Source organism: Bordetella sp. 2513F2 (assembly GCF_054642735.1).
On sequence record NZ_CM137755.1, the window covers coordinates 459,200 to 484,844 of the forward strand.

A 25,645-nucleotide genomic window follows, 5' to 3' on the forward strand; every position below is an offset into this window, starting at 1 on the left:
TCTGGCGCGCGTTGCGGGCGGAGCCCGCCGCACGCCGGGAGTGCCGCAACTATATCGCCAGGCATGCCGGGGGCGGGTAGGGCCAGTTGGGCGTGGCGTGCGGGCCAGGGCCGTGCCGGTCAGGGCTCGCCCAGCCTGGGCTGGATGAAGTCCAGGAAAGCCCGGGTCTTGGCAGGCACCATGCGCGAAGGCAGCAGTGCGAACAGCGGCACGGGGGTCAGCGTCCATTCGGGCAGCACCCGCACCAGGCCGCTGCGCTGCACCGCGCGCTCCATCGCGTCGAATACCAGCAGGGGCGTTATGCCCAGCCCGCGCGCGGCCAGGCGCCCCATCATGCCGATGTTGTTGGCCGCCAGGCGGCCGGAGACCCGCACCCGTTCGACCTTGTCGCCCGAGTGCAGCACCCAGTACGACATCAGCTCGCTCATGGCCGTGCGCAGGCATTCGTGGTGGGTGAGATCGGCCGGCGTGCGGGGTTCGCCGTAGCGTTCCAGGTAGGCGGGCGAGGCGTACAGGTGCTGGCTCATCAGCACGATCTGGCGCGATATCAGGCTGGAGTCGGGCTGCCGGCCGAAACGCAGCACCACGTCGTACGGATTGCTGATGGGGTCGATCGGCCGCATGCTGAGATCCAGGTCGCAGGCGATGTCCGGGTACTGCGCGCGGAAGTCGTTGATGATCTCGGGCAGGAGCAGCTGGGCCAGGCTGGTGGGCACGGAAATGCGCAGCCGGCCGCGGGGCTGGGCCGCCATGTCGAGCAGCTGCTCGTGCGCCACGCGTGCCTCTTCCACGATGTGGCGGCAGCGCTCGAAATACACGGCGCCGGCCTCGGTGAGGTCGATGCGCCGGGTGCTGCGGGTGAGCAGGGAGACGCCCACGGTGCGCTCGAGTTCGCTGACGCGCCGCGACAGGGTCGACGTGGGGATGCCCAGCGCCTCGGCCGCGTGGCTGAAGCTCCTGTGCTTGGCGACTTCAACGAAGAGGGCGATGTCGTTGAGCTGGATGTCCATGTGGGGCAGGCGTCGGGAAAGACCCGATGATATTCCGGTGCGGTGTTGCGGGGTTCGGGCGGCGGTTCACGGTTCGCGGAACCGTGCGCAGCGCCCGCCGGGGCAGCCCGTCTCGGCCGCGACTCCCAGGGCGGCCGGGGTGGCTTCGGCCAGGATGCGCCGCATCGCCTCGGCCTGGGCGGCCAGGCCGGGCGGCGCATGGGCCGGCGCGTTCAGGGCCGCCATCAGCTGCTGGTGCGCGGCCCAGGATTGCGCGGCCTGCTCCAGGTCGAATCCGGCAGGCGGCTCGCCCAGGATGGCCCGGTACAGGCCGGCGTGCGTGGCGCAGTAGCGCCCCACGGTCTGCATGGCCTGGCGGGCGGCCGGATCGGCATGCAGCGCGGCAAGGCGCGCGGCCAGCGCCTGGCAGCGCGCGAATTCCCGTGCCGCCCGCCGCTCGATGCGTCGTACCGCGTCGGCATCCTGCTGCGCAGAGGCGCAGCGCCGTTGCAATCCGGCCAGCCTGGCGGCGGCGTCGCCGGGCCGGGACAGGACGGCGGCGATGCAGTCTTCCAGGGCCACCACGCCGGCAGGGGCGCCCTCGGGGCGCCCGAGGCCGATATGGTTGTAGGTGACGATGAGCTGCGCTGCGGCCATCTGGCGGTGCAGCGCCGGCGTGGCGTAGTGCCGGTAGGCCGCCAGCAGCATGGCTGCGCAGGCGGCCACGCCCAGGGCCGCGCCGGCATGGCGCAGCGCCCCCCGGGCGTTCCGGCCCAGGCAGGCCAGGGCCGCCACCAGTGCGCCGGCGGCCAGGCCTCCCAGGTGCGCGGCGTTGTCCAGCGAGAACAGCGCGCCGGCGCCGAAGGTGAGGGCCAGGCTCACGAGCAGGTCCCGCAGCGGCAGCGGCGCCGGGCCGCTGCGGGCCAGCGCCTGCACCAGCGCCGCGCCGAAGAGGCCCAGTATGGCGCCCGAGGCGCCGCAGCTCACCAGCAGGTCGTCGCGATACCACACGGCGCTCGCCAGGCTGCCGGCCAGCCCGGACAGCAGGTAGACCGTGCCGAGCCGCAGGCTGCCCAGCCGCGGCTCCAGCACGCGGCCGAGGGTCCACAGCGCCAGCATGTTCATGGCGAGGTGCGGCAGGCCTATGTGCAGGAACATGCTGGAGAGCAGCCGCCACGGCTCGCCGCCCAGCGTCAGCGGCGCCACGTTGGCGCCCCAGTCGATGAGGAACGAGGTATCGCCCGACTCGAAGGCCCGCGTGTCGAGCAGGCCGGCCGCCCCGTACATCCCGACGTTGGCCAGGATGAGCAGCAGCGTCAGCGGATGGCGGCGCAGCGGGGAAGCGGGCATGGCGCGCAGTTCAGAGGAACAGCTTGTAGGCCGGGTTGTCGGTCTCGTTCCAGTGGGGATAGCCGATTTCCGTGAGGAAGGTGCGGAACTGCTTCTTGTCGGCCGCGGGCACCTGGATGCCGACCAGGATGCGGCCGTAATCGGCGCCCTGGTTGCGGTAATGGAACAGGCTGATGTTCCAGTCGGGGCTCATGGCCTCGAGAAAGCGCATCAGCGCGCCGGGGCGCTCCGGGAACTCGAAGCGGTAGAGCCGCTCGTCGCGCGCCAGGGCCGAGCGGCCGCCCACCATGTGGCGCAGGTGGGTCTTGGCCATTTCGTCGTGGGTGAGGTCCAGCGTGTCGAAGCCGTGGCGGCGGAAATTGGCGGCGATCCGGTCGGGCTCGGCCGGCGACGAGACCTGCAGGCCCACGAACACGTGCGCCCGGTCGGCGTCGGAAATGCGGTAGTTGAATTCGGTGACGCTGCGATCGCCCACCAGCCGGCAGAAGCGGCGGAAGCTGCCGCGCTGCTCGGGCATGCTCACGGCGAACACCGCCTCGCGCATCTCGCCCACCTCGGCGCGTTCGGAGACGAAGCGCAGGCGGTCGAAGTTCATGTTGGCGCCGCTGGTGATGGCGACCAGCGTCTTGCCCTTGAGCCTGCGGTCGGCCGCGTACTGCTTGGCGCCGGCCAGGGCCAGCGCACCCGCCGGTTCCAGCACGCTGCGCGTGTCCTGGAAGACGTCCTTGATGGCCGCGCTGATGGCGTCGGTGTTGACCACCACGAAATCGTCGACGTATTTGCGGGTGAGCTTGAAGGTCTCGGCGCCCACCAGCTTGACCGCCGTGCCGTCGGAGAAGAGCCCCACGTCGTTGAGCTGCACGCGGCGGCCGGCACGCACGCTGCGCACCATGGCGTCGGAATCCTCGGTCTGCACGCCGATGATCCGGATCTCGGGGCGCAGCTGCTTGATGTAGGTGGCCACGCCGGCGATCAGGCCGCCGCCGCCGATGGCCACGAACACGGCCTCGATGGGGCCGGGATGCTGGCGCAGGATCTCCATGCCGACCGTGCCCTGCCCGGCGATCACGTCGGGATCGTCGAACGGGTGCACGAAGGTCAGCTTCTGTTCCTTCTGCAGCTTCTGCGAGTGCGCGTAGGCATCGGTGAAGCTCTCGCCGGCCAGCACGACCTCGCCGCCGAGGCGGCGCACCGCGTCGATCTTGACCTGCGGGCTGGTGGTGGGCATGACGATGACCGCGCGGCAGCCCAGGCGGCTGGCGGCCAGCGCCACGCCCTGGGCATGGTTGCCGGCCGAGGCGGCAATCACCCCGCGCGCCAGCGCTGCCGGCGGCAGGTTCGCCATCTTGTTGTAGGCGCCCCGCAGCTTGAAGCTGAACACCGCCTGGGCATCCTCGCGCTTGAGCAGTACCGTGTTCGAAATTCGCTGCGAGAGCAGGGGGGCGGCTTCGAGCGGGGATTCGATGGCGACGTCGTAGACCTTGGACGTCAGGATGCGTTTGAGATAGTCGGTGGACATGGGCTGCGGGCAATGAAAACCCCCGCCGCCGCTCTGTGCGGCGCGGGGGTTCGAGAGTACCACAGCGTTGCCGGGCGCCGCCGTCAGAACTTGACGTCCATGGCGAGCCAGAGGCGGCGGCCGTCTTCCACGAAGCCGTATTCGTCGTAGTCGACGACGGTCTTGTCGAACACGTTGTAGATGCCGGCGTGCATGGTCACCTTCCTGTTGAACTTGTAGGAGCCGCCCAGGTCCAGGAAGGTGGTCGAGGGAGACACGATGGTCGACGCCGAACGGCCGCCGGTGGGCTCGCTTTCCTCGCCGCGGAACTGCAGGCGGGCCCACGCCTTCACCTGCGACGTGGCGTCCCAGTCCAGGCCCAGGTTGAACAGGTGCTTGGGCAGCTTGTTCAGGGGCAGGCCGGCGTACTCGCCCGTCTTCTGCTTGGAATAGGTGTAGGTGTACGAGGCGTTGACCATCAGCGTTTCCGACAGCGGCGTGCTGAGGCTGGCTTCCACCCCCCGGGTCACGGCCTCGTCCACGTTCACATAGGTGGTGGGCGTGCTGCCGAAGCGGTTCGGGGGGCCGCACTCGGGGCAGGGCACGCGCGTGATCTTGTCCTTGAAGTCGTTGTCGAAGAGCACCAGGCTGGCCTGCAGGCCGGTGTTGCCGTTATAGACGACGCCGATCTCCTTGGTGAGCGACTTCTCGGGCTTGAGGTCGGGGTTGCCGTACATGTCGCCGCCGCGGCTGGTCGCGCCCCAGTCGGTGATGGTCTGGCGGATGTTGGGGGCACGGAAACCGGTGGACACGCCGCCCTTCAGCGTCCAGTTGTCGGTGAGGTGGTAGACGCCGTAGACGCGCGGCGACCAGTGATCTCCCGCCTTCTTCACCTTGTCGTAGCGCAGGCCGCCGGTCAAGGCGAAGCGGTCGGTCAGGCGCCATTCGTCTTCCATGAAGAAGGCGTACTGCCAGCGGTCGGCGGTCGACAGGTCGGAGATGGTGTTGGTCGTCGAGTCGTCGAGCTTGTTCTCTTCGTAGTAGGCCCCGGCCACGGCGGTATGGCGGTCGAAGGCGTAGGTGAAGGAGGTGTTGGCGACCGTGTTCTCGATCTTCATGTCGCGCGAGATGTTCCGGGTGGTCTCGCGCTGCACATAGGTGTCGCTGAGCAGGCGGGGCGTCCAGCGGCCGCTGTGCGACAGCGCGTAGCGCTCGCGCTCGAAATCGCGGTAGGAATCTTCCTCGCCTTCGGCCAGCGTCTTGCCCACGCGCGATTCGAACACCTGCTTGCCGGTCTCGGCCTCGGCCACGATGTCGTGGTCCTTGGTGGGCGTGAGCGAGAGCTTGACCGTGCCGCTGGAGTTCTTGGCCTTGTTGTAGCCCTCGAGGATGTCGTCTTCGTCGCGGTGGCCGTAGTTGCCGTAGACGCTCAGGCCCAGGAGGTCCTGCTTGATGGGGCCGCTGAGGTACACATTGCCCTGGTAGGCATCGCCCGAGCGCGAATGCTGCTGGATGGTGCTTTCCACCCGGGCCGCGCCGGTCCATTCGGTGGCGACCTTGCGGGTGATGATATTGACCACGCCGCCCATGGCGTCGGAGCCGTACAGCGAGGACATGGGGCCGCGCACCACCTCGATGCGTTCGATGGCCTCCAGCGGCGGCATCCAGCTCTGGTCGGTGCCCGTGCTGCCGTTGGTCTGGGTCTCCCGGGTGCCGGTGCGCTTGCCGTCGACGAGGATCAGGGTGTATTGCGCGCCCATGCCCCGGATGCTGATGTCCCCGCGGCCGTTGTTGTCGCCGTTGGGCGTGATGATGACGCCGGGCACGTCGCGCAGCGCGTCATTCAGGTCGCGGTACGTTCCCTGTTCCAGCTTTTCGCGCGGAATGACGCTGATGGACGCCGGCGCGTCGACGACATTCTGCTCGAAGCCGCTGGCCGTGACCACCACGCTGTCGAATTCGGTGACGTCGCCGGATGAGACGGTCTGGGCCGAGGCGCCGGCAGCCAGGGCAGTCAGGACGGCAGCCGTCAGGGTCTTGGGCAGCGGGCCGAGGGGCGCGCGCTGCCGCGCGGCGGCAAGGGGGGAATGCATGCGGACTCCAGGTTGAGGTTGGAACAGGGCAGGCGGTGACCGCCGTCAGCTTGCGGTCATGGAATATTCAGAAATAAGTCAGGATATGAAGGATAACAATTCTCAATATCATGTCAACCCGTGTGTCATGCAAACCGGCCGCCGGCCCGGGCAGCTACACTTGCCGCGCCATGGAATCCTCCCTGCACACCGCCATCGCTTGGCTGCTGGCCACGCTTTCCCTCCCCGGCGTCGGGCTGCCGGCGATCTTCCTGGTCAGCCTCGTTTCGGCCACGCTGCTGCCCATGGGGTCGGAGCCGGCGGTGTTCGGCTATGTGAAGCTCGCGCCGGACATGTTCTGGCCGGCCGTGCTGGTGGCCACCGTGGGCAATACTGCGGGCGGCGCGATCAGCTACGCGATGGGGCGGGCGGCGCAGCGGGCGGTGGAGCGCTGGCGCGAAAAGCACGGGTCGGCGCAGCACGCAGCGCAAGAGGGCTGGCGCGAGCGCTTCGGCGGCCGCTGGAACCAGCGGGCGCGCGACTGGCTGCACCGGATGGGGCCCGCGGCGCTGCTGCTGTCATGGCTGCCCGCGGTGGGCGACCCCCTGTGCGCCGTGGCGGGCTGGCTGCGCCTGTCGTTCTGGCCTTGCGTGGCCTACATGGCGGTGGGCAAGTTCCTGCGCTACGCCGGCATGACCGCGGCCCTGTTGTGGGCCGCGGACCGGGTGGGCTGATCCACGCCGGGCCGTCCTGCGCCCGCCATCGGGTTTCATGCCGCGAACTGCAGCCAATCGACACCTTTCATGCTGCTTAAAGCTGCGTATCTCACCGGTTCGCGGCGCCCGCCGGTAATGTCTTAAAATAATTCTTTAAGGGCTCACACTGCTGCCTCCATGAACGCCCCCCTCGCCAGCCAAATCCTTTCCGCGGCGATACCGCCCGCTCCCGGCGCGCGCCTGCGCGAAATCCCCTACAACTACACCTCGTTCTCCGATCGCGAGATCGTCGGAAGGCTGCTGGGAGACGATGCCTGGCAACTGCTCTGCAGCCTGCGCGGCGAACGCCGCACCGGGCGCTCCGCACGCATGCTCTACGAGGTGCTGGGCGACATCTGGGTGGTGCGCCGCAACCCCTACCTGCAGGACGACCTGCTCGACAATCCCAAGCGTCGCCGGCTGCTCATCGAAGCCCTGAACCACAGGCTGGGCGAGATCGACAAGCGCCGCGAGCCGGCTTCGGTCGAGCCGGGCCATGATCCGCAGCGCGACGCCAAGGTGGTGGAACTGCTGGCGCGGGCCCGCGCCGCGGTGGCGGCGTTCGAGCAGCAATTCGACGAAACCGCCCAGCTGCGCCGCAGGGTGCAGCGCGTGCTGGGGCGCATCACCGCCCAGGACAACATCAAGTTCGACGGCCTGTCGCGCGTGTCGCACGTCACCGACGCCACCGATTGGCGCGTCGAGTACCCCTTCGTCGTGCTCACGCCCGACCGCGAGGACGAGATCGCGGGCCTGGTGCGCGCCTGTATCGAGCTGGGCCTCACCATCGTGCCGCGCGGCGGCGGCACCGGCTACACCGGCGGCGCCATCCCGCTGACCTGGCGCTCGGCCGTCATCAACACCGAGAAGTTCGACCTGCTGGGCCAGGTGGAATCCGTGGTCCTGCCCGGGCTCCAGGAGCCCGTGGCCACCATCCTGGCCGGCGCCGGCGTGGTCACCAAGCGGGTGGCCGAGGCCGCCGAGCGTGCAGGCTTCGTATTCGCCGTGGACCCCACTTCCGCCGAGGCGTCCTGTGTGGGCGGCAACATCGCCATGAACGCCGGCGGCAAGAAGGCCGTGCTGTGGGGCACCGCGCTCGACAACCTGGCCTGGTGGCGCATGGTGGACCCCGACGGCAACTGGCTGGAGGTGACGCGCCTGGACCACAACATGGGCAAGATCCATGACGTCGACGTCGCGCGTTTCGAGCTCACGTGGTCCGACGGCGCCGGCAAGCCGGGCGAGCGGCCGCTGCGCAGCGAAACCCTCGAGATAGCGGGGCGCCGGTTCCGCAAGGAAGGGCTGGGCAAGGACGTCACCGACAAGTTCCTGGCCGGCCTGCCCGGCGTGCAGAAGGAAGGCTGCGACGGCCTCATCACCTCGGCCCGCTGGGTGCTGCACCGCATGCCGCGCCATACCCGTACGGTGTGCATGGAATTCTTCGGGCAGGCCCGCGATGCCATTCCGTCCATCGTGGAGGTCAAGGCCTACCTGGACGGCGAGGGCAGGGCGCGCGGCGCCATCCTGGCCGGCCTGGAGCACCTCGACGAACGTTATCTGCGCGCGGTGGGCTATGCCACCAAGAGCAAGCGCGGCGTGCTGCCCAAGATGGTGCTCATCGGCGACATCGTCGGCGACGACGAAGACGCCGTGGCTGCCGCGGCCAGCGAAGTCGTGCGGCTGGCCAATACGCGCCATGGCGAGGGCTTCGTGGCCGTGAGCGCCGAGGCCCGCAAGAAGTTCTGGGCCGACCGCTCGCGCACCGCTGCCATCGCGCGCCACACCAACGCCTTCAAGATCAACGAAGACGTCGTCATCCCGCTCGACCGCATGGGCGAGTACACCGACCACATCGAACGCATCAACATCGAGCTGTCCACGCGCAACAAGCTGCGGCTGCTGGATGCCCTGGACGCCTACCTGGTCGAGCCCCTGCCCGCCGGCAAGGCCGAAGACGCCGAGGATGCCGAGATCACCCGGGCCGAGGTGCTGGCCGACCGCACCCGCCAGGCCGTGGAGCTGATCGACGCCACGCGCCAGCGCTGGCAGTGGCTGCTCGACAATCTCGACCTGCCCCTGGCCGACGCCATGGCAGAGTTGCCGCGCCTGGGCATGGCCCACCTGCAGCCGGCGCTGGCCCAGCGCCTGGCCGCGCAGCCGCAGGCCAGGGTGTTCGACGTCGTGCAGGACCGCACCGTGCGGGTGTCCTGGAAGACCGAAGTGCTGGCCGTGCTGCAGAGCCTCTATGCCGGGGCCGATTGCAAGCACGTGCTCGACGAGCTGCGCGCGATCCACGCCCGCGTGCTCAAGAGCCGCGTGTTCGTGGCCCTGCACATGCATGCCGGAGACGGCAACGTGCACACCAACATCCCGGTCAACTCCGACGACTACGAGATGCTGCGCGAGGCCAACCAGGCCGTCGAGCGCATCATGCAGATCGCCCGCGACCTCGACGGCGTGATCTCGGGCGAGCACGGCATCGGCCTCACCAAGTACGAGTTCCTCACCGAGGCCGAGCTGGCGCCCTTCCAGGAATACAAGCGCCGTATCGACCCCAACGGCCACTTCAACGCCGGCAAGCTCATGCCGGGCGCCGACCTGCGCCATGCCTGGACGCCCAGCTTCAACCTGATGGGCCACGAGTCGCTCATCATGCAGCAGAGCGACATCGGCGCCATCTCCGCGTCGGTGAAGGACTGCCTGCGCTGCGGCAAGTGCAAGCCGGTGTGCGCCACCCATGTGCCGCGCGCCAACCTGCTGTATTCGCCGCGCAACAAGATCCTGGCCACCTCGCTGCTGGTCGAGGCCTTCCTGTACGAAGAGCAGACCCGGCGCGGCGTGAGCCTGAAGCACTGGGAAGAGTTCGAGGACGTGGCCGACCACTGCACGGTGTGCCACAAGTGCTACAACCCCTGTCCGGTGGACATCGACTTCGGCGACGTCTCCATGAACATGCGGGCGCTGCTGCGCCGCATGGGCCGCAAGTCGTTCAACCCGGGCACGGCCGCGGCCATGTTCTTCCTCAACGCCAAGGATCCCGCCACCATCAACGCCACCCGCAAGGCCATGGTGGGCGTGGGCTACAAGGTGCAGCGCGCCGCCCACGACCTGCTGGGCGGGCTGGTGCGCAAGCAGACCGCGCACCCCCCCGCCACGGCGGGCAAGGCGCCGCTGCGCGAGCAGGTGGTGCACTTCGTCAACAAGAAGATGCCCGGCGGCCTGCCCAAGCAGACTGCGCGCAAGCTGCTGGACATCGAGGACGCGAACTACGTGCCCATCATCCGCGATCCCAGGGCCACCACGGCCGACACGGAAGCGGTGTTCTACTTCCCGGGTTGCGGCTCGGAGCGCCTGTTCTCGCAGGTGGGCCTGGCCACCCAGGCCATGCTGTGGCATGCCGGCGTGCAGACGGTGCTGCCGCCGGGCTACCTGTGCTGCGGTTATCCGCAACGCGGCAACGGCATGAACGACAAGGCCGAGCAGATCATCACCGACAACCGCGTGCTGTTCCATCGCGTGGCCAACACGCTCAACTACCTCGACATCAAGACGGTGGTGGTGAGCTGCGGCACCTGCTACGACCAGCTGGCCGGCTACGAGTTCGACAAGATCTTCCCGGGCTGCCGGCTGATCGACATCCACGAGTACCTGCTCGAGAAGGGCATCAAGCTCGACGGCGTGCAGGGCGTGCGCTACATGTACCACGATCCCTGCCACACGCCCATGAAGCTGCAGGATCCCATGAAGACGGTGCGTTCGCTGGTGGGCGACGGCGCGGTCAAGACCGAGCGCTGCTGCGGCGAATCCGGCACGCTGGCCGTCACGCGCCCCGACATCTCCACCCAGGTCCGCTTCCGCAAGGAAGAGGAACTGCACAAGGGGAGCGCGGCGCTGCGCGCCGACGGCTTCGGCGGCGAGGTCAAGGTGCTGACCTCCTGCCCGTCGTGCCTGCAGGGGCTGTCGCGCTACCAGGGCGACACCGGCGCCGAGGCCGACTACATCGTGGTCGAGATGGCGCGCCATATCCTGGGCGAGAGCTGGATGGAAGACTACGTGCAGCGCGCCAATGCCGGGGGGATAGAACGGGTGCTGGTATGACGCGGCGCGCCTGAGCGGCGCTGCGCCCGCCGGACCTTAGCCGGGCCTCCCCAGGGGCGCCCGGCTTTTCTTTTGGTGCGCCCGGCAGGGCGCACCCACTTGGAGGTGGAAGTCCTCTACTCGCCCGACAAGGGGAAGAGTTAGCCGAAGGCAAGGGTTTCGCGGGCGACTGCGAGTCTGAAGGAAGCCGGATGGCAAAGCGCTGGCCTGACGCACAGGAAGCGGATGAGGCGTGTCAGCGGGGTAAGGCGGCCAAACTCGTCAAAGCCCGATACTTGTCCGGAACGCTGGGACGTATATCCGACAGGCATAAGCGTGAAGGTGGGTGTGCAATACCCGGGGAGATCTGACCGCGTGCTGGGCTGGCCCAGCTACCGAAGCCGCAAGGCGAGGGGACGCGCGATCAGAAGTCAGCCGAGGGCATAGTAGGTCGATGGCGAAGGCGGCGAGCCGATGAGGACCATGACCGAAGGCCCGAACAGAGGATACCGAGAGTAGGACGGGTGATCTTGATGCGAGCTGTGGATGCAGAAGCTCTGGAGACAGGGGCCTTGGAGGCGGGAGGCGGCCGGAAGCTGTCCGAGCGCGGCCGGGGTGCGCAGGCCCGCACAGCGACACCCGGGCAAACGAAATCGGAGGGCGACTCGCTGATGCGGCGGGTCGTGGAACGCTCGAACATGAGCCAGGCGTACAGGCGAGTGCTGGGGAATAAGGGGTCGGCCGGCATAGACGGCATGACCGTGCAAGACCTTGGCGGCTGGCTGAAGGCGCACTGGCCCAGCGTAAGGGCGGCGCTGCTGGCGGGGACGTATATGCCGCGGGCGGTGCGCCGGGTGGACATACCGAAGCCGCAAGGCGGGGTACGGACACTGGGCGTGCCGACCGTGGTAGACCGGCTCATCCAGCAGGCGTTGCATCAAGTGCTGCAACCGATCTTCGAGCCGACGTTCTCGGCGAGCAGCTTCGGGTTCCGTCCTGGCAGGAGTGCGTTGGACGCGGTGCGTCAGGCGCAGGCCCATGTGCAGGCGGGACGGCATTGGGTGGTGGACCTGGACTTGGAGAAGTTCTTTGACCGAGTGGACCACGACGTGCTGATGGCCCGGGTGGCGCGGCAGGTGCAAGACAAGGAGGTCCTGAAGCTGATTCGCCGCTTGCTGCAAGCGGGGATGATGGCCGATGGGCTGGCGCAGGCGCGTACAGAAGGCACGCCGCAAGGCGGACCGCTCTCGCCGCTGTTGTCGAACATCCTGCTCAGTGATCTGGACCATAGACTGGAGCGCCGAGGCCTGGCGTTCTGCCGCTATGCGGACGACTGCAACATTTACGTCGCAAGCAAGCGGGCGGGCGAGCGGGTGATGCGCAGCACCAGGGCCTATCTCGAGAGGGTCTTGAGGCTGCGCGTGAACGAGGCCAAGAGTGCGGTGGCCCGGCCGGGGGCACGCAAGTTCCTGGGGTACCGGGTGGCCGTACGGCTTGGGCAGGCGCACCTGCGGATCGCCCCGGAGAGCATCGAGCGATTGATGAGCCGGGTGCGGGAGGTGGTGCGCGAAGGCCGGGGTTGGTCCGTTGGTTACACGATCCAGACGCTGAACCCGCTACTGAGGGGTTGGGCGAACTACTTCCGGCTGAGCCTGCAGCGACGCCGGATGCAGGGACTGGACGGCTGGATAAGGCGGCGGTTGCGCTGCCTGATCTGGCGGCAATGGAAGCGGCCACGGACGCGAAGACGGCACATGATCGTGCTGGGGCTAGACCCGGCACGCGCGGCGAAGTCCAGCGTCAATGGCCGTGGGCCTTGGTGGAATGCGGGCGCCTCACACCTGACGCACGCGTTGCCCAACGCGTACTTCCAGGGGCTGGGGCTGATCTCGATCCGCGATACCGTGGATCGCCTCCAGCGTATCAACTGAACCGCCGTATGCGGAACCGCACGTACGGTGGTGTGGGAGGGCTGAGGGGGTGACCCCTCACCCTACCCGATGTGCGCATGCCGCGCGTTTGTCGGACCGTGCCGCCGCCCGATATCATGGGTGCGGGCGCGGCTGCGCCCGCGTCCGCCGGCGGGAGCCTTGCCGCTGCCCCGTGCCCCAATCCGGCACGCCCGTTCCCCACCTCGACCCTACCTCAACAGGAGATGCCTACGTGGTCCGTTCCATACCCGTCCTCCATGCAACCTCGACCGTGCGCGGCCTCGCGTCGCCGTCCCGGCCGCGGGTCCCGTGGTGGCGGTGGTGGGCCGCCCTGGGCATGCTGCTGGCCATGTCATGGGCCGCCTTGCCGCATGCCCGGGCGGCGGCCGTACCCGCCGAAAACCCGCCCGCGGAGCGCCTGACGCCGGCCGCCCTGGCGGATCTGCTGGAGGATCCGCAGGCGCGCAACGCGCTGATCGAACAGCTGCGGCAGCAGGCCGGTCCTGCGGGACAGGCCCGGGACCAGGCCGACGTGTCGTCGCTCGCGGCGCGCCTGGCCGACGGCACCCAGGTCTTCCTGGCCGACCTGGCCGACCAGCTGGGCCAGGCCACCGACGCGCTGCTCGACCTGTTCGCCGGCCGTGGCCTGGGCGGCCTGGACCCGCAGCGCACGGTGGCTGCGCTGCTGGGCCTGGCGGGCGTGGTGCTGGCCACCGTGGCGGCTTTCTGGCTGCTGCGCCTGCTGGCGACGCGCGCCTATGCGCGGCTGGATGCATGGGCCGCACGGCCACCCGCACCCCGGCCTGCGCCGGGCGCCGCCAGGGCCAGGGGGCCGGTGGCGGTTCCGCTGCCGGCGCACGGCTGGCTGCGGCGCGCCGGCGCCATCGTGGCCGCGCTGCTGATCGACCTGGCGCTGGTCGCGCTGGCCGCCATCGTCGGCTATGCGGTGGGCCTGTATGGAGTGCGTCCGCGCGGCAGCATCGACACGCTGCAATTGCTGTTCGTCAACGCCTTCGTGGCCGTCGAGGCCGCCAAGGCGCTGATCCGCGGAGTGTTCGCCACGCGCTATCCCCACCTGCGCCTGTTCGCGATGGACGACGGCGTGGCCGTGTACTGGAATGGCTGGCTGTCGCGCATCGCCACGCTCACGGGCTACGGCCTGCTGGTGGCCGAGCCGCTGGTTTCCATCGTGACGGCGCCGGCGCTGGGCCGCCTGGCCACGCTGCTCATCATGCTGGCGGTGTACGTCTATGCCCTGGGCGGCATCTGGCGCAACCGGCTGGCGATCCGCCAGCGCCTGGAAGCCCATGCGGCCGCCGGTTTCCTCGGTTCGCGCTTCCGGCTGCTGGCGCGCGTCTGGCACTGGCTGGCCATCGGCTACTTCACCGTGCTGCTGGCGGTCAGCCAGGTCGATCCCGATGGCGCCCTGCCGTTCATGGCGCGGGCCACCGTGGTCACGCTGGCGGTGCTGGCGCTGGGCATGGCGCTGAATCACCTGCTGTCTGCGAGCCTGGCGCGGCGGGTACGCGTTTCCGAAGACCTGCGCCGGCGCCTGCCGATGCTCGAGGCACGGCTGAATGCCTATGTCCCGGCCGCCATCCGCGGCGTGCAGATCCTGGTGCGCCTGGTGATGGCGCTGCTCGTCCTGGATGCCTGGCATGCCTTCGACCTGTCTGCATGGATCACGTCCGATGCGGGCACGGCCGTGATCCGCGTGGTGGTCAACGTGGCCATCGTGCTGTTCATCGCGGCCCTGGTCTGGACCGTGATCGCCAGCATCATCGAGCATCGCCTGAACCTGGGCGAAGGCAGCGGGGCGCCCAGCGCGCGCGAGAAGACGCTGCTGTCCCTGTTCCGCAATGCCGCGATGATCGTCATCGCCACGCTGACGGTATTGATCGTGCTGTCGCAGATCGGCATTGACATCGCGCCGCTCATCGCCGGAGCGGGCGTGGTGGGCCTGGCCATCGGCTTCGGCGCGCAGAAACTCGTGCAGGACATCATCACCGGCGTCTTCATCCAGCTCGAGAACGGCATGAACCAGAACGACGTGGTGCAGGTGGCAGGCGTGTTCGGCACCGTGGAGAAGCTCACCATCCGTTCGGTGGGCGTGCGCACCCTGGACGGCGGGTATCACCTGATCCCGTTTTCCTCGGTGGACGTGGTCTCCAACCACATGCGGGACTTCTCCTATCACCTGGGCGAATACACCATCGCGCACCGTGAAAGCGTGGACGAGGCCATCGAGCACCTGCGGCGCGCCTTCGAGGAGCTGATGCGCGACGAACTGCTCGCCCCCGAAGTGCTGGAAGACATCAGCATCCCCGGCGTGACGGCGATCAACGAGAAGGGCGTCACCATCCGTGTCCTGATCAAGACCGCCCCGGGGATGCAGTGGGCGGTGCAGCGCGCCTATAACCGCCTGGTCAAGAAGCACTTCGAGGCCGCGGGCATCGAGCTGCCGTATCCGCATACCGTGGTCTACTTCGGCCAGGACAAGCGCGGCTTCGCGCCCGCGGCCAACGTGGTGGTGCAGCCGGGCCGGCCGGATGAGGGCGACCATGCCAACGCCGCGGGCCACACGCGCCGCAAGCTGGGCAGCGAGTCGGGCGGCGGTTCGCCCGACGTGATGGGCAACGAGCTGGAACGCGTGGTCGACGAGAACGGCGACCCCATCGACCCGCGCCAGGCCTGAGTTTCCGCCCGCCGCGCAGCGGCGGAGCCGCCCGGCGGCAGGCCGGGCGCGGGCTGCGTTCAGACCGTGCGCACGGCGATGCCGGCTTCGGCCAGCGCCTGGCGGATGCCCTGCGCGAACGCCACGGCGCCGGGCTGGTCGCCATGGATGCAGAGCGTATCGGCGCGCAGCCCGACCTGCCTGCCGCTGGTGGCGCGCACGTAGCCGTCGCGCACCATGGCCAGCACCTGGGCCACGGAGGCCTGCAGGTCGGTGATCATGGCGTCGGGCCGGCCGCGCGGGGTGAGGCTGCCGTCGTCCTGGTAGGTGCGGTCGGCAAAGACTTCATGGGCGGCCCGCAGGCCGACGGCCTCCGCCGCTTCCACCAGCCTGCTGCCGGCCAGGCCGTACAGCACCAGGTCGCTGTCCACGTCGCGCACTGCCTGGCAGATGGCGCGCGCCAGCCCGGCATCCTGGGCCGCCATGTTGTAGAAGGCGCCGTGGGCCTTCACGTGATGCAGCCGCGCGCCCTGCGATGCGGCCACGCCGGCCAGGGCGCCGACCTGGTACACCACGATGTCGTAGGCTTCCTGCGGCGAGATCTGCATGACGCGGCGGCCGAAGCCGGCCAGGTCGGGCAGGCCGGGGTGTGCGCCGAGCGCAACCCCCCGCGCCAGGGCGGCGGCCACGGTCTTGCGCATGGTGGAGGGGTCGCCGCCATGGAAGCCGCAGGCGATGTTGGCCGAGCTGACGTACTCCAGCACGGCCTCGTCGTCGCCCATCTTCCAGGCGCCGTAGCTCTCGCCCATGTCGCAGTTGAGGTCCAGGGTAGTGTTCATGCCGGGATTCCAGGAAGGTCACAGGCCGCGTCCAGCTGCGCGCGCAGCGGCTGCAGGGCGGCTTCGAGATCGAGATACGCGCGTTCGCGCGCGGCGTCCAGGCGCTGCGCCTCGTCGAGCGTGGCGCGGGTGAAGCGCAGCGCATCTCCGGGAGCATACTGCGCCAGCAGGGGGAGGTCGACGCTGGCGACCTGCGCGATCTTGGGATAGCCGCCGGTGGTCTGGCGGTCGGCCATCAGCACGATGGGCTGGCCGTCTGCCGGCACCTGCACGGTGCCGAAGCTCACGGCTTCCGACAGCATCTGGCGCGGCGTGCGCAGCGCCAGCGCGGGGCCCGACAGGCGGTAGCCCATGCGGTCGGACTGGGCCGCGATGCGGAATCCGGCTTCGAACAGCCGCTGCTGCGCCTCGGGGCCGAAGGCGTCCCAGTGCACGCCGGGCAGCAGCCGCAGGGCGGCGCGCGGCTGCTGCACCAGCGTGGCAGGGAGGTAGAGTTGCAGCGCGTCCAGCGCCGCCTGCAGGGCATCGAGGCGCGCCGGCGCGTCGGCCAGCGGCCGGCGCAGGCCCACGGCGTCGCCCTTGGCGAGCGCGCGCCCGTGCAGGCCGCCGAAGCCGCTGCGCAGATAGGTGCTCTCGCTGCCCATCACCGGCGTGAGCGCATAGCCGCCGTGCACCGCCAGGTAGGTGCGCACGCCGCGCCCGGCGGGCGGGCGCGAAGGGAACGCCAGGATGTCGCCGCTGCGCGCCACGCAGGGACGCAGCAGCGGCAGCGGCGCGCCGTTCAGGGTGGCGCCGAGATCCGCGCCGGCAATGGCCACGCAGGCGGGCGCATCGAAGCGCAGCACGGGGCCGGCCATGGTGATCTCCAGGCTGGCCCGCGTGGCCGGGTTGCCCACCATCAGGCTGGCAAGGCGGTGGGCGCGCGCGTCCATGGCGCCGGCCACGGGCACGCCCAGGTGCTGCCACCCGATGCGTCCTTCGTCCTGGAAGGTGGACAGCAGGCCCGGCTTGAGAACGGTGATCATGGCGGGCAGGCGCGCAGCCGTTCGAAGGTCTGCGCGTCGATGGGAACGAAGCGGACGCGGTCTCCGGGGGCGAGCAGGGCGGCGGGCTGGCGCTGCGGATCGAACAGCACCAGCGGCGTGGCCCCGATGATGTTCCAGCCGCCGGGCAGCACGCCCGGATAGATGACGGTCTGGCGATTGGCCACGGCCACCGATCCGGCAGGCACCGCGGTGCGCGGTGTGTCGCGCCGCCCTATGCCGAGCCGCTCGTCGTGCACGCCGATGTAGGCGTGCCCCGGCGCGAAGCCCAGCATGAATACCATGGCGCCGGGTTGCGTGTGCAGGGCGACCACGTCCTGCGGGGCGAGGCCCGCAGCGGCCGCCACCTCGGGCAGGTCGGGGCCGTGCGCGCCGCCATAGCAGACCGGGATCTCGATCTCGCGGCCGCCTGCTTCTTCGGCGACGATGCCCTGCGCCAGCACGGCGCGTATGCGCCCGGCCAGCGCGGGCAGGGTTGCGTCCTGGCCGCCGGGCCGGTAGTGCACCGCCACGGCGGCATACGAGGCCACGATGTCGGTGGCGCCCGGCAGGCCGGCCTCGCGCAGCATGCGGGCGGCAGCCAGGCAGCGCCGCCCGATGTCCGCGTCCAGCGTGTCGCCGAAGCGCACCAGCAGGCAGCGGTCGCCCTGGGGCTGGAGCTGCCAGGCCGGTTCTGTGGAGTCGCGGGATGCGGGCGGGGCGGTTTCGGTCAAGGTGGCAGCGGCGGGCTTACTTGGCGAACAGCGAATCCATGTTCTTGAACGCCTTGAATTCCAGGGCGTTGCCCGACGGATCGAGGAAGAACATGGTGGCCTGTTCGCCGACCTGGCCCTTGAAGCGGATGTAGGGTTCGATCACGAACTCGGTGCCGGCGTCGGTGAGCTTCCTGGACAGTTCTTCCCATTGTTCCATGGACAGCACTGCGCCGAAGTGGCGCACCGGCACGTTGTGCGAATCGACGGCGCTGGTGGCCTTGTGGCCGCACTCGTCGGGCGAGAGGTGGGCCACGATCTGGTGGCCGTAGAAGTTGAAATCCACCCATTCATCCGAGCTGCGCCCTTCGGGACAGCCCAGCAGTTCGCCGTAGAAGCGGCGCGCCTCGGCCAGGTCGCGGACCGGGAAGGCGAGGTGGAACGGGGGCAGGGTGGCTTGCGCGGTCATGTGGTGCTCCGTGGAAAGAAAAATTACAGCAAAGCTGCAGCGGGTATTAGTGTATGGATTGTTTTTTTGATTGGAAAACGATATTTTTCGATTCTGACCATCGATATTTTTTGTGGTGATACGCGAATTCAAGACCTTCATCGCCGTGGCGCGCGATGGCACCTTCACCGGTGCCGGCCGGCGGCTGGGCCTTACCCAGTCGGCCGTCAGTGCGCAGATCCGCCGGCTGGAAGAGTACCTGGGGGCGCCGCTGTTCGACCGCACCGCCAAGTCGGCCGTGCTCAATGCACACGGCCGCGAGGTGCTGCCGCAGGCCGAGGAACTGGTTGCCATGGCCGAGCGCATGGCGCACATGGGGGGAGCGGGCCGGGTCAGCGGCCTGCTGCGCGTGGGCGCCATCGCCTCCGCGCAGCAGGACCTCCTGGCCCGGGCCCTGGCGAAATTCCGCGTGGCGTATCCCGACGTGCGGGTGCGCATCGTGCCGGGCGTGTCGCTCGCCTTGCTGGGCCAGGTCGATGCGGGGGAGGTCGACCTGGCCGTGCTGATCCGGCCGCCCTACGCGCTGCCGCCGGAACTGCACTGGCAGCAGCTGCTGCGCGAACGCATGGTGCTGGCGGTGCCGCGCGCGCTGCCGCAGGCGCCCTGGCGCGAGCTTCTCTCCAGCCAGCCTTTCGTGCGCTACGACCGCGCTTCCTTCGGCGGCCGCCTGGTCGATGGCTTTCTCCGCAAGCAGCGGCTCACGGTGCAGGAGGCGGTGGAACTGGACGAGATCGATGCCATCGCCAGCCTGGTGCGCCATGGCCTGGGCGTGGCGCTGCTGCCGCACACGGCGCGCCTGGACACGCGCGGGCTGCGGCTGCTGGACCTGGGCGAGACGGCGCCCCACCGGGAGATCGGCATCGTGGCCCGGCAGCCCGCCCGCCAGCCGCTGGCGTCCGAGCTGGCGCGATGCCTGGCGCACGCGGCAGGGCTGGAGCCCGCCTGACGGGCCTGCGCGCTACAGGCGCTCGCAGCGCACCGTGATGGGATGGGCGCGCAGGGCGGCCATCACGTGGTCGTCCACCGTGCCGTCCACGTCGGTGATCACGTAGCCGATGGCGCCGCGCGTCTGCAGGCTCTGGCTGAGGATGTTCAGCCCGTGCTCCGCCATGAGGTTGTCGAGTGCCCCGAGTGCGCCCGGGGCGTTGCGGTGCACATGCAGGATGCGCGCCGTGCCCACCGGTTCCTGGTAGGCCAGCTCGGGGAAGTTCACCGCCGTCTTGGTGGTGCCGGCCTGCAGGAAGCGCACCAGCTTCTCGGCCACTTCGCGGCCGATGTTCTCCTGCGACTCCTGCGTGCTGCCGCCGATGTGCGGGGTGAGGATCACGTTGGGCATGCCGATCAGCGGGCTGTTGAGCGCTTCGTCCACGCTCTTGGGCTCGCTGGGGAAGACGTCTAGCGCCGCGCCCGCCAGGTGCCCCGACTGCAGCGCCGCGTGCAGCGCCGCGATGTCGACCACCGTGCCGCGCGAAGCGTTGATCAGGATGGCGCCGCGCCGCATGCGGCCGATGGTGTCGGCGTTCATGATGTTCTCGGTGGCCTTGCCGCCGGGCACGTGCAGCGTGACCACGTCGGCCTGTGCCAGCAGTTCGTCGAGGGAGGCGGCGGCGCGGGCATTGCCCAGCGGCAGCTTGGCTTCCACGTCGAAGAACACCACGCGCATGCCCACCGCCTCGGCCAGCGTGCCGATCTGCGAGCCGATGTTGCCGTAGCCGATGACGCCGAGGGTCTTGCCGCGGGCCTCGAAGGCGCCGGAGGCCGTCTTGTCCCAATGGCCCTGGTGCACGCGCACGTTCTTCTCGGGAATGCGCCGCAGCAGCAGGATGGCCTCGGCCAGCACCAGCTCGGCCACCGAGCGCGTGTTGGAGAAGGGCGCGTTGAACACGGGCACGCCGCGCTGCATGGCGGCGTCCAGGTCGACCTGGTTCGTGCCGATGCAGAAGCAGCCCACCACGCGCACGTCGGGATTGGCGGAGAACAACGCGGCGTCGAGGTGCGTGCGGGATCGGATGCCCACGACTTCGGCGCCGCGCAGCGCGGCGCGCAGCTCGGCAGGGGGCAGGGCGGCGGCGTACGTCGCGATGTCGGTGTAGCCCGCCGCGTGGAAGACCTCGCGGGCGCTGGGATGGATGTTCTCGAACAGGACGATCTGGGACATGACTGCGGAGTGCCTCGGAGTATGCGCGCAATGCCTTATTGTGGCGCAGATCCGGCATGCCGGTCCGAGAGCCCACGGCGCCGGTGTGGCGACTCGGGACGGGCCCCGGGGCAGGCGGCGCTGCATGCCGGGCCGCGGCCCGGCCGGTCCGCGTCAGGCCGCCGGCTGCACGCGTTCGGCGGGAAAGCGCAGCGAGAAGGTGCTGCCGTGCCCGGGCTCGCTCTCGATCAGCAGCTCGGCCTCGTGGCGCATGGCGATGTGCTTGGTGATGGCCAGCCCCAGGCCCGTGCCGCCCACCGCCCGCGAGCGGCCGCGGTCGACGCGGTAGAAGCGCTCGGTCAGGCGCGGGATGTGGCGCGCCGGGATGCCGATTCCGGTGTCCTGCACGCTGTAGCGGGCCGCGCCCTCGGCGTCGGCTTCCCAGCGCACGGTGATGCGCCCGCCGTCGGGCGTGTAGCGCACGGCATTGGTGAGCAGGTTGGAGAGGGCCGAGGCCAGTTCGGTGCCGCTGCCCAGCACGTCCAGGCTTTCGTCGATGTGCCATTCGAAGCTGTGGCGCCCCCCCGACAGGGCCTCGATCTGCTGGCGCGCCTTGCGCAGCAGCTGCGCCATGTCGACCGCCACGGGTTCGGTGCCGGGGGACGACTCCAGCGTGGACAGCGTGAGCAGGTCTTCGACGATGGCCTGCATGCGCTGGGCCTGCTCGTGCATGAGGTTGACGTACTGGTGGCGCTGCGCTTCCGGCAGCGCATCGGCAGGCATGTCGCGCAAGGTCTCGAGAAATCCCGACAGCACGGTCAGCGGCGTGCGCAGTTCGTGCGACACGTTGGCCACGAAGTCGCGACGGGTGGTTTCCAGTTTCTCGATCTGGGTGACGTCGCGGGAGATCAGCAGCCGCTGGTTGGTGGCGTAGGCCGCCAGCTGGATCATCATCACCCGTTCCTGGCCGTTGCTGGACAGCCGCACCAGGATGGGTTCGGGCCAATCCTCGCGGTGGGCATAGGCCACGAATTCGGGCGAGCGCAGCAGGTTCAGCAGATTGTGGCCGCGGTCGGCCGGCAGGCGCAGCCCCAGGTGGCGCCGCGCCACGCGGTTGCACCAGTCGATCTGGAATTCCTGGTTGAGCGTGACCACGCCGTCGGGCAGCGCCTGGGCGGCGGCCAGCATGCCCTGCATGGCCTCGCGCATTTCCTCCAGCTCGCGCGCCCGGGCGCGGGTGTAGCGGTACAGCGGCGCCAGGATGTCGTCCCATGGCCCCACCGAGACGGGCGGCGCGGTCTCGGGGTTGCGGGCCCAGTGCGAGACGCGCTGCAGGCGCCAGCTGCGCCACAGCAGCATGCAGGTCAGTGCGGCCGCGTAAACCGCCCAGCCGGCGGGCGAGCCGGCAATCAGGTGGACAACCAGCGCCACGACCGCCCAGAGGGCGGTCAGCAACAACGTACGCAGCCAGATCATCAGGGCCTTGTTTGTCTGTGTCGGGTCGGTATGGGCATCAGCGCGCGGGAACCTGGGCAGTGAAGCGATAGCCGCTGCCGCGCACCGTCTCGACGTGGACGTCATGGCCGCTCGGCTCGAGCGCCTTGCGCAGGCGGCGGATGTGCACGTCCACGGTGCGTTCCTCGACGAACACGTGGTCGCCCCACACCTGGTCGAGCAATTGCGAGCGCGAGAAGACCCGCTCGGGATGCGTCATGAAGAAGTGCAGCAGGCGGAACTCGGTGGGGCCGATCTGCAGCGGCTGGGCGTTGCCCGACAGCCGGTGCGTGACCGGGTCCAGCTTCAGGCCCGCCACATCGATGATGTCGTCGGTGAGCTGGGGCGCGCGGCGGCGCAGCACGGCCTTGATGCGGGCCATGAGCTCCTTGGGGGAGAAGGGCTTGGTGATGTAGTCGTCGGCGCCGGCTTCCAGCCCGTCGACCTTGTCCTGTTCCGCTCCTTTGGCGGTGAGCATGATGACCGGCACGGCGCGCGTGCGCTCGTCCTCGCGCAGCTTGCGCGCCAGCGACAGGCCCGAGATGCCGGGCAGCATCCAGTCGAGCAGGATCAGGTCGGGGAGCTCGGCGCGGATCAGGGTCTGGGCCTGCTCCGCATCGAAGGCCCGCAGAACCTTGTGGCCAGCGAACGACAGGTTGACGGCTATCAGTTCCTGGATGGCGGGTTCGTCTTCGACGACGAGTATGGTGCTGGACATGGGCGAAGGTGGGGCAACAACGAGCGCCGGAGCGGCGCGAACATTGCGATAGTATGGCCACAATATTACGGGTATGTGACGTGCGCCGCCTCGCCGGGGCCTGCGATGGGCTACCATTGGGCGAAAGCACGGGATCCACCATCATGCAGACTCCTCATCCTCCCGCCGGCGGCGCCGGCCCGGAAGAAACCACTCACTTCGGGTTCCAATCCGTTCCTGAGAAAGAAAAGGCCCACAAGGTCGCCGAAGTGTTCCATTCGGTGGCGTCGCGCTACGACGTCATGAACGACCTGATGTCCGGCGGCCTGCACCGGATCTGGAAGGCGTTCACGGTGGGCCGCGCAGCGGTGCGGCCGGGCATGAAGGTGCTCGACATCGCCGGCGGCACCGGCGACCTCGCGCGCGCCTTCGCGCGGCGCGCCGGGCCCACCGGCGAAGTGTGGCTGACGGACATCAACGACTCCATGCTGCGCGTCGGGCGCGACCGCCTCACCGACGACGGGCTGCTGCTGCCCACCGCGGTGTGTGACGCGGAGCGGCTGCCTTTCCCGTCCGGATACTTCGACCGCGTCAGCGTGGCGTTCGGCCTGCGCAACATGACGCACAAAGACCGCGCGCTGGCCGAGATGGCGCGCGTGCTCAAGCCCGGCGGCAAGCTGCTGGTGCTGGAATTCTCGCGCGTGGCGCCGCCGCTGGCGCCCGTCTACGACTGGTATTCGTTCAACGTGCTGCCGTGGCTGGGCAAGCGCGTGGCCAAGGACGAGGCCAGCTACCGCTACCTGGCCGAATCCATCCGCATGCACCCCGACCAGGAGACGCTGGCGGGCATGCTGCGCGACGCCGGACTGGAGCGCGTGCAGTACTTCAACCTGACGGCCGGCGTGGCGGCGCTCCACGAAGGCGTGCGCCTGGGCTGAAGTCTCCCCATCCGTCCCCCGGGAACTTGTGGCCGGACGGCTTGTCCGTTATTCTTCCATCATTCAGTTTTCTGTAAGGAACGTGGCGCTGCCCGGGCGGGTCTTCCCCCGGGTGCCTCCTGCGGGGGAGGTGGCGCGCGTATCGAGGAGCAAAGTCAAAATGTCCGGATCACGATTCTCCCGTTTCATCGCTGCGGCGCTGATCGCCGTGTCGGGTGCGGCGCTGGTGTCGGTGTCGTTCGACGCCGAGGCGCGCCGCATGGGCGGCGGCAGCAGCGTCGGCCGCCAGTCCTCCAATGTCATGCAGCAGCGCCAGGCCACCACGCCGCCCACGGCAGGCTCCAACACCACGGCGGGCTCCACGGCTGCCACGGGCGCGGCTGCGGCCGGTACCGGCGCGGCAGCCGGCGCTGCAGCGCGCAGCGGCGCCTCGCGCTGGCTCGGCCCCATCGCCGGCATCGCGGCCGGCCTGGGCCTGGCCGCCCTGTTGTCCCATCTGGGCCTGTCGGCGGCGTTCGCCGAATTCATGGCCAGCATGCTGCTGATCGCACTGGTGGTGTTCGCCGTGCTGTTCATCGTGCGCCGCCTGCGCGGCGGCTCGGCTCGCCCGGCGCTGCAAGGCGCGTACGGCGGGGCGGGCGCCCAGTCCAGCCAGTCCATGATGCGCGAATCCCTGCGGCCGGCCAGCGCCGCAGCGCCGGCGGCTCCTGCGGCCGCTGCTCCGGCTGCGGCCCCCGTGCCCACCGGCAGCGACGGCAACTGGTTCGTCCCCGGCAACTTCGATACGCCGCGATTCCTGCAGCAGGCGAAGGAGCAGTTCGTCCGCATCCAGGCGCTATGGGACAGCGGCGACGTCGGCAGCCTGCGCGAGTACCTCACCGATGACCTGATCGCCGAGCTCAAGCCGCAGCTCGAGGCGCGGGGCGGCGCGGCCAATCACACGGAAGTCGTGCTGCTGAACGCCGAGCTGCTGGGTATCGAGGCCGTGTCCGACGGCCACCTGGCCAGCGTGCGCTTTTCCGGCATGCTGCGCGAGGAAAAGGACGCCGAGGCCTTCCGCTTCGAGGAGGTCTGGAACCTCTACAAGCCGGCGCAAGGCGGCTGGCTGCTTGCCGGCATCCAGCAGATCCCGGTCGAATACGCCAGCTGACCCCTTCCCGGCGCCGCCCCGCGGGGTGGCGCCGGCCCCACGAACCGGCCCGCAGGGGCCGGTTCGTGTTTGTGCGCAGAGGCCGTTCCCCGCGGGGCGGCGCCGGGCCGCCGGGCCGAAACCGTTAAACTGCCGCTTTCTCCCCGTTTCGGCGCGCATCGCCTTCGCCTTACATGCTGCCTCTACCCATCCTGCCGCAACCGCCGCGCCTGCTGGCCAAGGCCCTGAATGCCTTGCTGGCGCGCGAGGCATGGGCACGTGAGCGGCTGGCGCGCCACGCGGGCAAGACGGCACGCCTGGCGGCCGGAGCCCTGGGCGTTTCGCTCACCATAGACAGCGAAGGCATGCTGTCGCCCGCCGATCCCGCCATCGTGCCCGACGTCACGCTGACCCTGGCCGCCGGCAAGCTCCAGCCCGCGCTGCTGCTGTCGCGCGAGCGGCCCGACTTCGCCGGGCTCACGCACATTTCCGGCGACGCCGCATTGGCGCAGCTGGTGGCGGAACTGGCTCGCGACCTGCGCTGGGACGCAGAGGACGACCTGGCGCGCGTGGTGGGCGACATCCCGGCCGCCCGCCTGGCTTCCGGGGCCCGCCTCCTCGGGGAAGGCCTGCGCACGGCCGGCGGTCGCCTGGCGGCGAACGTGGCCGAATACCTGTCCGAGGAGCAGCCGCTGGTGCTGGGGCGTCCCGCGTTCGAGCAGTGGCGCCAGGACCTCGCCGGCCTGCAGGCTGCGCTCGACGACCTGGATCGCCGCGCAGCGCAGCTCGGCGCGCGCCTGCCGGCCCGGCGGAGCGCCTGAC

The 25,645-nt window shown here is 69.6% G+C and carries 19 protein-coding genes; 8 read left to right on the forward strand and 11 right to left on the reverse strand.

The window, feature by feature from the left end:
• Positions 1-119 precede the first annotated feature (119 nt).
• From ACYBYQ_RS02215 to ACYBYQ_RS02230, 4 genes are all read right to left on the reverse strand, one after another.
• Positions 120-1,010, reverse strand: a complete 891-nt coding sequence (locus ACYBYQ_RS02215) for a LysR family transcriptional regulator (RefSeq protein ID WP_459616767.1) — start codon at positions 1,008-1,010, stop codon at positions 120-122.
• Between the two features lie 66 nt (positions 1,011-1,076).
• Positions 1,077-2,339 carry a rhomboid family intramembrane serine protease gene (locus tag ACYBYQ_RS02220; protein ID WP_459616768.1) on the reverse strand — a complete coding sequence of 421 codons (1,263 nt, stop codon included), beginning with the start codon at positions 2,337-2,339 and terminating at the stop codon, positions 1,077-1,079.
• 10 nt (positions 2,340-2,349) lie between these two features.
• Positions 2,350-3,858, reverse strand: coding sequence for a threonine ammonia-lyase, biosynthetic (gene ilvA / locus ACYBYQ_RS02225; protein WP_459616769.1), 1,509 nt, complete (start codon positions 3,856-3,858; stop codon positions 2,350-2,352).
• A gap of 83 nt (positions 3,859-3,941) precedes the next feature.
• Positions 3,942-5,930 (reverse strand): TonB-dependent receptor domain-containing protein, encoded by a 1,989-nt coding sequence (locus ACYBYQ_RS02230; RefSeq protein WP_459616770.1) that lies wholly within the window; start codon positions 5,928-5,930, stop codon positions 3,942-3,944.
• Between the two features lie 170 nt (positions 5,931-6,100).
• Here ACYBYQ_RS02230 and ACYBYQ_RS02235 point away from each other — a divergent pair, with 170 nt between their 5' ends.
• From ACYBYQ_RS02235 to ACYBYQ_RS02250, 4 genes are all read left to right on the forward strand, one after another.
• Complete coding sequence (locus tag ACYBYQ_RS02235) at positions 6,101-6,643, forward strand: YqaA family protein (protein ID WP_459616771.1); 543 nt, start codon at positions 6,101-6,103, stop codon at positions 6,641-6,643.
• 159 nt (positions 6,644-6,802) lie between these two features.
• Positions 6,803-10,762, forward strand: coding sequence for a DUF3683 domain-containing protein (locus tag ACYBYQ_RS02240; protein WP_459616772.1), 3,960 nt, complete (start codon positions 6,803-6,805; stop codon positions 10,760-10,762).
• A gap of 512 nt (positions 10,763-11,274) precedes the next feature.
• On the forward strand, positions 11,275-12,672 hold the full coding sequence (ltrA, locus tag ACYBYQ_RS02245) for a group II intron reverse transcriptase/maturase (RefSeq protein WP_459614337.1): 1,398 nt from the start codon (positions 11,275-11,277) through the stop codon (positions 12,670-12,672).
• Between the two features lie 232 nt (positions 12,673-12,904).
• A complete protein-coding gene (locus tag ACYBYQ_RS02250; RefSeq protein ID WP_459616773.1) occupies positions 12,905-15,367 on the forward strand; it encodes a mechanosensitive ion channel domain-containing protein in 2,463 nt (820 codons plus the stop codon).
• A gap of 59 nt (positions 15,368-15,426) precedes the next feature.
• Here the strand turns inward: ACYBYQ_RS02250 and ACYBYQ_RS02255 are convergent, their stop codons facing one another.
• Genes ACYBYQ_RS02255 through ACYBYQ_RS02270 form a run of 4 tightly spaced genes read right to left on the reverse strand, consistent with a single transcriptional unit; the run spans position 15,427 to position 18,389 of the window.
• Positions 15,427-16,185, reverse strand: a complete 759-nt coding sequence (locus ACYBYQ_RS02255; protein ID WP_459616774.1) for a LamB/YcsF family protein — start codon at positions 16,183-16,185, stop codon at positions 15,427-15,429.
• Complete coding sequence (locus tag ACYBYQ_RS02260) at positions 16,182-17,210, reverse strand: 5-oxoprolinase subunit C family protein (protein ID WP_459616775.1); 1,029 nt, start codon at positions 17,208-17,210, stop codon at positions 16,182-16,184. The genes ACYBYQ_RS02255 and ACYBYQ_RS02260 overlap by 4 nt, the downstream gene beginning before the upstream one ends.
• Positions 17,207-17,941, reverse strand: a complete 735-nt coding sequence (pxpB, locus tag ACYBYQ_RS02265) for a 5-oxoprolinase subunit PxpB (RefSeq protein ID WP_459616776.1) — start codon at positions 17,939-17,941, stop codon at positions 17,207-17,209. The genes ACYBYQ_RS02260 and pxpB overlap by 4 nt, the downstream gene beginning before the upstream one ends.
• Before the next feature lie 16 nt (positions 17,942-17,957).
• Positions 17,958-18,389 (reverse strand): VOC family protein, encoded by a 432-nt coding sequence (locus ACYBYQ_RS02270; RefSeq protein ID WP_459616777.1) that lies wholly within the window; start codon positions 18,387-18,389, stop codon positions 17,958-17,960.
• A 115-nt stretch (positions 18,390-18,504) separates the two neighbouring features.
• On the opposite strand from ACYBYQ_RS02270, the gene ACYBYQ_RS02275 reads away from it, so the two are divergent.
• On the forward strand, positions 18,505-19,374 hold the full coding sequence (locus ACYBYQ_RS02275; RefSeq protein ID WP_459618684.1) for a LysR family transcriptional regulator: 870 nt from the start codon (positions 18,505-18,507) through the stop codon (positions 19,372-19,374).
• A gap of 12 nt (positions 19,375-19,386) precedes the next feature.
• Here the strand turns inward: ACYBYQ_RS02275 and serA are convergent, their stop codons facing one another.
• The 3 genes from serA to phoB all read right to left on the reverse strand — a co-directional run bounded on the left by serA (position 19,387) and on the right by phoB (position 22,777).
• On the reverse strand, positions 19,387-20,586 hold the full coding sequence (gene serA, locus ACYBYQ_RS02280) for a phosphoglycerate dehydrogenase (protein ID WP_459616778.1): 1,200 nt from the start codon (positions 20,584-20,586) through the stop codon (positions 19,387-19,389).
• A 153-nt stretch (positions 20,587-20,739) separates the two neighbouring features.
• Positions 20,740-22,041, reverse strand: a complete 1,302-nt coding sequence (gene phoR / locus ACYBYQ_RS02285) for a phosphate regulon sensor histidine kinase PhoR (protein ID WP_459616779.1) — start codon at positions 22,039-22,041, stop codon at positions 20,740-20,742.
• Positions 22,042-22,078: 37 nt separating this feature from the next.
• On the reverse strand, positions 22,079-22,777 hold the full coding sequence (gene phoB, locus ACYBYQ_RS02290) for a phosphate regulon transcriptional regulator PhoB (protein WP_459616780.1): 699 nt from the start codon (positions 22,775-22,777) through the stop codon (positions 22,079-22,081).
• Between the two features lie 143 nt (positions 22,778-22,920).
• On the opposite strand from phoB, the gene ubiE reads away from it, so the two are divergent.
• From ubiE to ACYBYQ_RS02305, 3 genes are all read left to right on the forward strand, one after another.
• Positions 22,921-23,694: a bifunctional demethylmenaquinone methyltransferase/2-methoxy-6-polyprenyl-1,4-benzoquinol methylase UbiE gene (gene ubiE, locus ACYBYQ_RS02295; RefSeq protein ID WP_459616781.1), complete on the forward strand. Its 774-nt coding sequence runs from the start codon at positions 22,921-22,923 to the stop codon at positions 23,692-23,694.
• 160 nt (positions 23,695-23,854) lie between these two features.
• Positions 23,855-24,844 (forward strand): Tim44 domain-containing protein, encoded by a 990-nt coding sequence (locus tag ACYBYQ_RS02300; RefSeq protein ID WP_459616782.1) that lies wholly within the window; start codon positions 23,855-23,857, stop codon positions 24,842-24,844.
• A gap of 173 nt (positions 24,845-25,017) precedes the next feature.
• Complete coding sequence (locus ACYBYQ_RS02305) at positions 25,018-25,644, forward strand: ubiquinone biosynthesis accessory factor UbiJ (RefSeq protein WP_459616783.1); 627 nt, start codon at positions 25,018-25,020, stop codon at positions 25,642-25,644.
• Position 25,645: the final 1 nt, after the last annotated feature.